General features: G+C 39.1%; 7 protein-coding genes. 3 read left to right on the top strand and 4 right to left on the bottom strand.

What is annotated here, in order from left to right:
• Together GMD4S_RS06205 and lacG are read left to right on the top strand one after the other, a co-directional pair.
• Positions 1-1,053, top strand: a 1,053-nt coding sequence (locus GMD4S_RS06205) for a lactose/cellobiose PTS transporter subunit IIB (RefSeq protein ID WP_000652395.1), incomplete at its 5' end; no start/stop codon positions are given.
• An 84-nt stretch (positions 1,054-1,137) separates the two neighbouring features.
• Positions 1,138-2,544, top strand: coding sequence for a 6-phospho-beta-galactosidase (lacG, locus tag GMD4S_RS06200; protein ID WP_000169240.1), 1,407 nt, complete (start codon positions 1,138-1,140; stop codon positions 2,542-2,544).
• A 39-nt stretch (positions 2,545-2,583) separates the two neighbouring features.
• Here lacG and GMD4S_RS06195 read toward each other — a convergent pair whose 3' ends face one another.
• From GMD4S_RS06195 to nrdH, 4 genes are all read right to left on the bottom strand, one after another.
• Complete coding sequence (locus GMD4S_RS06195) at positions 2,584-3,351, bottom strand: DeoR/GlpR family DNA-binding transcription regulator (protein ID WP_000917587.1); 768 nt, start codon at positions 3,349-3,351, stop codon at positions 2,584-2,586.
• Between the two features lie 139 nt (positions 3,352-3,490).
• Positions 3,491-4,453, bottom strand: a complete 963-nt coding sequence (nrdF, locus tag GMD4S_RS06190; protein WP_000451373.1) for a class 1b ribonucleoside-diphosphate reductase subunit beta — start codon at positions 4,451-4,453, stop codon at positions 3,491-3,493.
• Between the two features lie 188 nt (positions 4,454-4,641).
• Positions 4,642-6,801, bottom strand: a complete 2,160-nt coding sequence (gene nrdE / locus GMD4S_RS06185; protein WP_000523273.1) for a class 1b ribonucleoside-diphosphate reductase subunit alpha — start codon at positions 6,799-6,801, stop codon at positions 4,642-4,644.
• A gap of 80 nt (positions 6,802-6,881) precedes the next feature.
• Entirely contained in the window at positions 6,882-7,100 is a 219-nt protein-coding gene (gene nrdH / locus GMD4S_RS06180; RefSeq protein WP_000259240.1) for a glutaredoxin-like protein NrdH, read from the bottom strand.
• Positions 7,101-7,754: 654 nt separating this feature from the next.
• Between nrdH and GMD4S_RS06175 the strand changes: the two genes are divergently transcribed.
• Positions 7,755-8,821, top strand: a 1,067-nt coding sequence (locus GMD4S_RS06175; RefSeq protein WP_000661898.1) for an alpha/beta hydrolase family protein, incomplete at its 3' end; no start/stop codon positions are given.

Here is an 8,821-nt window from a genome sequence, read left to right as displayed (position 1 = left end):
TTATTCTCTGCTGCTGATGGTTATCTAGGTATTACGATTATCTTTGGTGCCTTTGCCTTCTTCTGGTTTGTTGGTATCCATGGTCCATCTATCGTTGAACCAGCAATCGCAGCTATTACCTATGCAAATGCCGAAGTCAACTTGAACCTTCTCCAACAAGGGATGCATGCAGACAAGATCCTTACTTCAGGTACACAAATGTTTATTGTTACCATGGGTGGTACAGGTGCAACACTGGTTGTTCCATTCATGTTCATGTGGTTAACTAAATCAAAACGAAATCGTGCAATCGGACGTGCTTCAGTAGTGCCAACTTTCTTTGGTGTAAATGAACCAATCTTGTTTGGTGCACCGCTTGTATTGAACCCGATTTTCTTTATTCCATTTATCTTTGCGCCAATTGCTAACGTATGGATCTTTAAATTCTTTATTGAAACGCTTGGCATGAACTCATTTACTGCCAACCTTCCTTGGACAACACCAGGTCCTCTCGGTATTGTTCTCGGTACAAACTTCCAATTCTTGTCATTTGTACTTGCTGCTTTGTTAATTCTTGTAGACGTAGCCATTTACTATCCATTCCTCAAGGTTTATGATGAACAAATTCTTGAAGAAGAGCGTTCAGGTAAAGCCAATGATGAATTGAAAGAAAAAGTAGCAGCAAACTTCAATACTGCCAAAGCAGATGCGATTCTTGAAAAAGCTGGTGTAGAAGCAGCGCAAAACACAATTACTGAAGAAACCAATGTTCTCGTTCTCTGTGCAGGCGGAGGTACAAGTGGTCTCCTTGCAAATGCTCTAAACAAAGCAGCTGCGGAGTACAAGGTTCCTGTTAAAGCAGCAGCTGGTGGCTATGGTGCTCACCGTGAAATGTTGCCTGAGTTTGATCTGGTTATCCTTGCTCCTCAAGTTGCTTCAAACTTTGAAGACATGAAGGCCGAAACTGACAAACTTGGTATCAAACTTGCCAAGACAGAAGGTGGCCAATACATTAAACTGACTCGCGATGGAAAAGGCGCTCTTGCCTTTGTTCAAGAGCAGTTCGAAGAATAAAAGGTAAAGAGCGAAGAAGTGAGATGGAGTAATTCCTCCCAACTATATCCCCATCTCATTTCTATTTCTTGAAAGGTGAATCAAATGACAAAAACACTTCCAAAAGACTTTATTTTCGGTGGCGCAACAGCTGCCTATCAAGCAGAAGGTGCTACACATACTGATGGTAAAGGACCAGTAGCGTGGGATAAATATCTTGAAGATAACTACTGGTACACTGCTGAACCAGCCAGTGATTTCTATCACAAATACCCAGTAGACCTCAAACTTGCAGAAGAGTATGGTGTCAATGGTATCCGTATCTCAATCGCTTGGTCACGTATCTTTCCAACTGGTTATGGGAAAGTTAATGACAAGGGGGTTGAGTTCTATCATAATCTATTTGCAGAGTGCCACAAACGTCATGTTGAGCCCTTTGTAACTCTTCATCACTTTGATACGCCAGAAGCTCTACATTCAAATGGAGACTTCTTAAACCGTGAAAACATTGAACACTTTGTAGACTACGCGGCTTTCTGTTTTGAAGAGTTTCCTGAAGTTAACTTTTGGACAACCTTTAATGAAATTGGGCCGATAGGAGATGGTCAGTATTTGGTTGGGAAATTCCCTCCAGGTATCCAGTACGATCTTGCCAAAGTTTTCCAATCGCACCACAATATGATGGTGTCTCATGCACGCGCGGTAAAATTGTACAAAGAGAAAGGCTATAAAGGGGAAATTGGTGTCGTGCACGCTCTCCCAACCAAGTACCCACTTGATCCTGAAAATCCTGCAGATGTTATTGCGGCAGAGTTGGAGGACATTATCCATAATAAATTTATCTTGGATGCAACTTATCTGGGTCACTACTCTGAAAAGACCCTGGCAGGGGTAGAGGCTATCTTGGCTGCCAATGGTGGTAGCTTAGATCTTCGTGAAGAAGATTTCGAAGTATTAGAAGCTGCAAAAGACTTGAATGATTTCCTTGGAATCAATTACTATATGAGTGACTGGATGGAAGCCTTTGATGGAGAAACTGAAATCATCCACAATGGGAAGGGTGAGAAAGGAAGCTCTAAATACCAAATCAAAGGCGTTGGTCGTCGTGTAGCTCCTGATTATGTACCACGTACGGATTGGGATTGGATTATCTACCCTCAAGGTTTGTATGACCAAATCATGCGTGTGAAGAAAGATTATCCTAACTACAAGAAGATTTACATTACTGAAAATGGTCTCGGCTATAAAGATGAGTTTGTTGATAACACTGTTTACGATGATGGTCGTATTGATTACGTGAAGCAACACTTGGAAGTTTTGTCTGATGCGATTGCAGATGGAGCTAATGTAAAAGGATACTTCATCTGGTCATTGATGGATGTCTTCTCATGGTCAAACGGTTATGAAAAACGTTACGGTCTCTTCTATGTTGATTTTGAAACCCAGGAGCGTTATCCTAAGAAATCAGCTCACTGGTACAAGAAACTAGCTGAGACACAACTTATTGAATAAAATTCAACAAAAATTCCCCGCCAAAAGGCAGGGGAATTTTTATGGTTTTGATAAAAGAATGGTTGTTTGTTTCGACAAATCTTCAAATGTTTCCTGACTCAGTTTGGAATCTGAAACGATGGTATCAATCTCTGAGATATTGTAGAAAGTGTAAAAATCAAACTTATTAAACTTGCTGTGGTCTGCTAGTAAGTATTTTTTATTGGCATTGTTCAAGGCGATTCGTTGTACCTCACCCTCTTCTTCACTGAAAGTAGCAATTGCCTTATCCTTAATACCATTACAACTTACAAAAGCTTTAGAAAACTGAAGGTTGGTCAAATCCTGTAAGGTAAGTGTCCCTACAAAAGCACCAGTGATGGAGCGATAATTTCCGCCAATCAAGATCAAATCTGTTAGTTTTCGTTTGTTTAGGATTAGAAAAACTGGAAGACTGTTTGTTACAACACGAATATTATCAATTGGGAGCTCACGAGCAAAACATTCTAAGGTTGTTCCTGGCCCGATAAAAATAGTTTCACCTTCGTCAATCAAATGCCCTGCAAAACGGCTAATTTCTTGTTTTTCAGCAATCTGCAAGCCTTGTTTTTCGACGTTTGAGCGTTCGTTGTTTAAGAGAGAACCTGTACGAAGTTTTTCAGCGCCACCGTGCACACGAACCAGCAAATCCTTGTCTGCTAGTTCTTGTAAATAGCGGCGAGCTGTCATATCTGACACATCAAGACTCTCCATAATCTCTTTTACAGTAATAGTGCCTTTTGTATTTACTGCTTCTAGAATACTATCTAGTTTTTCTTGCTTTAGCATCCTTATCACCTCGATTTCTACTATTATTATCTTACCATAAAACGCTCAATCAATCAAATAGAAAAAAACAAAATAAAACAAAAACAAAAATATCATGGTTGTTTTAAACAAACCATGATATTTTGAATGATTGGTCAAATTAGTCCAAACCGTAGTTGTAATCCTCGTCTTGCATGGCTTCAACTTCACCAAGGAGGTAACCATTTCCGACTTGAGAGAAGAAGTCGTGGTTAGAAGTTCCTGTTGAAATACCGTTCATAACGATTGGATTGACATCATCAGCTGAATCAGGGAAGAGTGGATCTTGTCCTAGGTTCATAAGAGCCTTATTAGCATTGTAACGAAGGAAGGTTTTAACTTCCTCAGTCCAACCAACACCGTCATAGAGGCTTTCTGTATAGCCCTCTTCGTTCTCGTAGAGAGTGTAGAGCAGATCGTACATCCATTCTTTGAGCTTTCCTTGCTCTTCTTCAGGCAATTCGTTAAAACCAAGTTGGAATTTGTAACCAATATAAGTTCCGTGAACAGACTCATCACGAATGATCAGTTTGATGATTTCTGCAACATTGGCTAGTTTGTTGTTACCAAGATAGTAAAGCGGTGTAAAGAAACCAGAGTAGAAGAGGAAAGTTTCAAGGAAAACACTGGCAACTTTCTTTTCAAGTGGGCTACCATTGAGGTAGATTTCATTGATAATTTCCGCTTTTCTTTGTAGGTAGGGGTTAGTGTTGGTCCATTCAAAGATTTCTTCGATTTCGGCCTTGGTGTTCAAGGTTGAAAAGATAGAAGAGTAAGATTTTGCGTGGACAGATTCCATAAACTGGATGTTGTTGAAAACAGCTTCCTCATGTGGTGTACGGATGTCTGCGCGAAGTGCTTGAACTCCTGTTTCAGATTGCATGGTATCCAAAAGGGTCAAACCACCAAAGACTTTTCCAACCAAGTCTTTTTCTTTGTTTGATAGTTTTCTCCAGTCGTCTAGGTCATTTGACAAGGGGATACGCGTATCGAGCCAGAATTGCTCTGTCAGCTTTTCCCAAGTTGATTTGTCGATGACATCTTCGATGGCATTCCAGTTAATGGCTTTGTAGTAAGTTTCCATTTGAAATCTCTTTCTGTGTTTAATATTGCGAGCTCACAATTATTTCTATTTTATCATAATTCTAGAGGAGTATCGCACAAAAAGTCGGAAGCCCGACTTTTTGTTATTTCATAGTATAGATGCTTATTCCAGTCTAACACGGTGATTGAATCACTAATCTGAGAAAATGTAGTTTCCTCAAGCAAAAATTAAATCACACAGCTTTCACATTGGTTAGCACCGACTTCTCCACCATCGTCTGTAAAGGTACGGACGTAGTAGATAGACTTGATACCCTTGTTAAAGGCATAGTTACGAAGGATAGATAGGTCACGTGTCGTTTGTTTGTTTTCTTTCTTCCATTCGTAAAGACCTTTTGGAATGTCGCTACGCATGAAGAGGGTGAGTGAAAGCCCTTGGTCCACGTGCTCAGTCGCAGCAGCGTAAACATCAATCACCTTACGCATATCCATGTCGTAAGCAGAAGTGTAGTAAGGGATAGTATCTGTTGACAAACCTGCAGCAGGATAGTAGATTTTACCGATTTTCTTCTCTTGGCGTTCTTCAATGCGTTGCGTAATCGGGTGGATAGATGCAGAAACATCGTTGATGTAACTGATAGAACCATTTGGAGCTACAGCAAGGCGGTTTTGGTGATAAAGACCATCTGCTTGAACCTTTTCGCGAAGTTCAGCCCAATCAGCAGCACTTGGAATAAAGACATCTTTGAAGAGTTCTTTAACACGGTCTGATTTTGGAACAAATTCGCCTGTCACGTACTTGTCGAAGTAGCTTCCGTTAGCATAGTCTGATTTTTCAAAGTTGTGGAAGGTGATACCACGTTCACGCGCGATGTTATTAGATTCTACCAAGGTCCAGTAATTCATAAGCATAAAGTAGATGCTTGTAAATTCAACTGACTCAGCTGATCCATATTCGATCAGTTGTTGGGCAAGGTAGCTGTGAAGTCCCATGGCACCAAGACCAAAGGTGTGAGCCAAACTGTTTCCGTGGTCGATAGTAGGAACAGCTACGATGTGCGAACTATCCGTAACGAAAGTCAAAGCACGAACCATAGCGCGAATAGAACGACCAAAGTCAGGTGAAGTCATCATGTTGACCACGTTGGTTGAACCAAGGTTACATGATACGTCTGTTCCCATTTGAAGGAATTCTTGAGCATCGTTGATCAAGCTTGGTTCTTGAACTTGAAGGATCTCAGAACACAAGTTACTCATGATAATCTTTCCATCAACAGGATTAGCACGGTTGGCTGTATCAATGTTGACGACATAAGGGTAACCAGATTCTTGTTGCAATTTAGAGATTTCAGTTTCCAAATCACGCGCCTTTATTTTTGTCTTGCGGATATTTGGATTTGCGACTAATTCATCGTATTTTTCTGTGATATCGATGTAGTTGAACGGCACACCATACTCAAGTTCTACAGAGTACGGGCTGAAGAGGTACATTTCTTCATTTTTACGGGCCAATTCGTAGAATTTATCGGGTACTACAACACCGAGTGAAAGGGTCTTTACACGAACCTTTTCATCGGCATTTTCTTTCTTAGTTGAAAGGAAAGCGATGATATCTGGGTGAAAGACGTTGAGGTAGACAACCCCAGCACCTTGACGTTGCCCGAGTTGGTTTGAGTAAGAGAAGCTGTCTTCAAAAAGCTTCATAACTGGTACGACACCAGAAGCAGCACCTTCATAACCTTTGATAGGAGCTCCAGCTTCACGAAGGTTGCTGAGGGAAATTCCCACACCACCACCGATACGTGAAAGTTGGAGAGCTGAGTTGATGGAACGTCCGATAGAGTTCATGTCATCAGTTACTTGAATCAAGAAACAAGATACCAACTCTCCACGACGAGCACGACCAGCATTCAAGAAGGAAGGAGTAGCTGGTTGATAGCGTTGGTGGATGATTTCATTGGCAATATCAGTCGCAATCGCTTCATCCCCGTCAGCAAAATAAAGCGCGTTAAAGAAGACACGGTCTTCCATACTTTCAAGGTAATATTCACCGTCATTAGTCTTCAAGGCATACTGGTTGTAAAACTTATAGGCAGCCATGAATGATTTGAATTGGAAGTTTTGGTCCTTGATAAATTGATGCAATTCTTCCAAAAACTCTGGACGGTATTTCTTGAGAAATGCAGTTTCGATGTAGTTATGTTCAATAAGGTAGTTGATTTTATCAGTAATTGAATCAAAAACCATGGTATTTGGAACTACATTTTCTTTAAAGAAGGCATCCAAGGCTTCCTTATCTTTATGAAGCATGATTTGTCCATTGACAGGACGGTTGATTTCGTTATTGAGACGGAAGTAAGTTACGTCCTCAAGATGTTTTAATCCCATAAAATTTCCTTTATCTAATTACAAAAGAAAGGCCTCTAAGTTAGCCCTAGAAGCAATCTCTTCTGGATGATGTACTAAGATTATGCTAATTGTTTTAGTTTTCCTGGTTGGAAGCCTGAAAAGACTTCAGTTGGTGTTTGGATAACAGGAGCTGCGCTGAAACCGAGCTCTTTAACTTGATCGATGTACTCTGGTTGCTCGTCGAGATTGATCTCACGATAAGCGACATTGTTGCTGTCCAAGAAACGCTTGGTCATCTTACATTGGACACAGTTGTTTTTAGAATAAACGGTTACCATTTTCGTAACTCCTCTTTCAAAATAGATTACTTTCTTAGTATATCAGAAAAAAAAACTTTGTCAAACTTTTTAAACTAAATCTTGTGCTAAAAAGTTACAGTTTCAAAAACAAAGCACAAGATATAGTGTTTTGTCAGAGTGTAAAATTGGGTTTTCATTGAACTATCAAAGTTTATCAAAACAAAAAAACTATATACTGTATATTGGTAAGATAAATAGAAGATTTTCAGCAAGTTATCAGAAAGGAAAACGAAGAAAATAGCAAAAATCGTAAGAACAGGAATAAGTCTAGCTGAGACAATACTTTAATAAAATAGAAACTGTAATATTTACGAAAAAAAGAAATTTTCTACACAAGATGTCCCAATATTTTGTATTAGAATATCTAAAATATAACCAAAGTGGAAATGACAGATTATGATGTATTCATAAAAATGGATCATTGGTTAATTTTATATAGGATACTTATGAGTTTCGTATCCTTTCATAAGGAGTATATAAATACAATGTTTGAAAAAGTTCATTTTATGTGATACACTATCTGTGATTATAAGATTAAAAAATGGATATCTGAATGCTTTTGTTTGATAGAGAATGTTATCAGATTATAATTAGATTAAATGAATGAAAGAACACAGAATTAGGAGGCGCGTGGTGAAAGAAAATGATGTTATTTTAAAACGGCAATCGACTCAAATATTTTTTAAGAATGGTGATACGGATTTTTTCTTCAATTGGTTGTTAGGAATCGGTGAAATTTTTGGTTTCTCTCATGGAGAGCTTTATTATCTTGCTCAAAGATTGGGGAACTCACCAAAGCCTGATGACTGGAAAAATGTATTTTTATCGCATGTAAACTACCTTGAACAAGAAGCAAGTAATTCAGGATTGAGTGAACAAACAAAGGCGCAGTATTATCTTGCACAGACCTACTCACTTCGCTCGGCAATCCAATTTACCGATCCATTTTCTGAAGAGTATTTACCGACCGTTCGTCAAATGGAGAAGGTGTTTTCTAGTGCAATTCATTCACTAGGTGCACCGATTGAAAAATTAACTATTCCCTATCAGGGTTCTTACTTGCCTGGTTATTATCTTCATAGCGACGATAATTGCCCAACGATAATCATGATTGGTGGAGGTGATACTTATCGCGAAGATTTATTTTACTTTGCAGGATATCCTGGATGGATACGAAATTATAATGTTTTAATGGTTGATCTTCCTGGTCAAGGGAGCAATCCTAGTAGAGGGCTGGTCTTTGATGTGGATGCTTCTATTCCAATTTCATTATGCATAGACTGGTTGGAAAATAGAAATCCTAAACTAAATTATTTAGCTATTTATGGTGTCAGCGGAGGGGGATATTTTACTGCACAAGCTGTCGAAAAGGATCCAAGAATTCATGCTTGGATTGCTAGTACCCCTATTTACGACGTTGCAGAACTTTTCAGAAAAGAATTTGGATCAAGTTTGAAAGCACCTAGTTGGTTAATAAATGCCATTTTAAAATTAGCTGGAAATTGGAATGAATCAGCAAATTTAAATCTTAAAAAGTATGCATGGCAGTTTGGTACTTCTGATTTTAAGAGTGCTATTGATGATGTATTTAACCATGCAAAGATTGTGGATTACCAAAAAATTCAATGCCCATGCCTTTTTATCATGGGAAAGGGTGAGGGTGCTGAACTGCAGCATCAAACTAAGGTGATTTATGAAGA

This window comes from Streptococcus sp. GMD4S, assembly GCF_000296955.1.
This window is presented reverse-complemented; position numbering and strand designations above follow the sequence as displayed.

Bases quoted from the DNA above. Each gene is read 5' to 3' on its own strand.
- lacG (WP_000169240.1), top strand. From the start codon at position 1,138: ATGACAAAAACACTTCCAAAAGACTTTATTTTCGGTGGCGCAACAGCT.
- GMD4S_RS06195 (WP_000917587.1), bottom strand. From the start codon at position 3,351: ATGCTAAAGCAAGAAAAACTAGATAGTATTCTAGAAGCAGTAAATACA.
- nrdF (WP_000451373.1), bottom strand. From the start codon at position 4,453: ATGGAAACTTACTACAAAGCCATTAACTGGAATGCCATCGAAGATGTC.
- nrdE (WP_000523273.1), bottom strand. From the start codon at position 6,801: ATGGGATTAAAACATCTTGAGGACGTAACTTACTTCCGTCTCAATAAC.
- nrdH (WP_000259240.1), bottom strand. From the start codon at position 7,100: ATGGTAACCGTTTATTCTAAAAACAACTGTGTCCAATGTAAGATGACC.